The sequence below is a fragment of the Streptomyces sp. NRRL WC-3618 genome (genome assembly GCF_001280005.1).
Lineage (GTDB): Bacteria > Actinomycetota > Actinomycetes > Streptomycetales > Streptomycetaceae > Streptomyces.
Genome location: NZ_LGDW01000358.1, coordinates 1 through 311 on the forward strand (window position 1 = coordinate 1; position 311 = coordinate 311).

Consider the following 311-nt stretch of genomic DNA (forward strand, 5'->3'; position numbering starts at 1 on the left):
CCCCCCCCCCCGGATCGCCCCCCCCAGATCCACCCCCGCCCCGGCTTCGAACTCCACGACCAGCCCACCATCAGCACCGTCCTCTTCCGGCCCACCGGAGCAACGGACGACGCCGTCGCCGACGTACGCCGAAAACTCCTCCACGACGGCCGCGCCGTCCTCGGCCGCGCCCACCTCGACGGCCGCCTCTGGCTCAAGGCCACCCTCCTCAACCCCCACACCACGCCCGACGACCTGGCCTCACTCCTGAATCTGGTGGAAGGAAACACCCCCCGATGACACCCCCCACACCCCACACGCCCGCCGACAAC

General features: G+C 71.7%; 1 pseudogene. It reads left to right on the plus strand.

The window, feature by feature from the left end:
* Positions 1 to 279, plus strand: a pseudogene (locus tag ADL01_RS26250) (aspartate aminotransferase family protein); the annotation flags it as partial.
* Positions 280 to 311 lie beyond the last annotated feature (32 nt).